General features: G+C 59.5%; 1 pseudogene. It reads left to right on the top strand.

The window, feature by feature from the left end:
- Window positions 1-368, top strand: a pseudogene (locus ACSZPU_RS26400) (hypothetical protein); the annotation flags it as partial.

Genomic DNA, 368 nt, shown 5'->3' with positions numbered 1-368 from the left:
GAAAGCGAAGTTAGTGGCGCGGTACCAGCAAGCCAGGGCGCTGATGACACTTGTGCGCCAGCAGCTACCCTGACGAATTCGCAGATTCTGGCAGCCGCGGCGCCGGAGCTGGTCAAAGCGTTTTCTGAATCAGCAGAGCCGGAAATTCCTGAAGAACAAACGCCAGAATACCCGGCCTACTTCGAACCGGGTCGCTACGAAGGTCTGCCGAACAACGTCTACCACGGCGCAAACGGCATCAGCAGCACGCAGGTGAAAGACGCCCGCGTTTCGCTGATGTATTTCAACGCGCGCCACGTGGAGAAGACGATCGCCCGCGAGCAGTCCAAAGTGCTGGATATGGGGAACCTGGTGCACGCGCTGGCGCT

Origin of the sequence: Phytobacter sp. V69, assembly GCF_965644215.1 — a bacterium.
Classification (GTDB): Bacteria; Pseudomonadota; Gammaproteobacteria; order Enterobacterales; family Enterobacteriaceae; genus Phytobacter.
The sequence above is the reverse complement of the archived record's forward strand: the minus strand, read 5'-3'. Positions and strand labels throughout refer to the sequence as shown.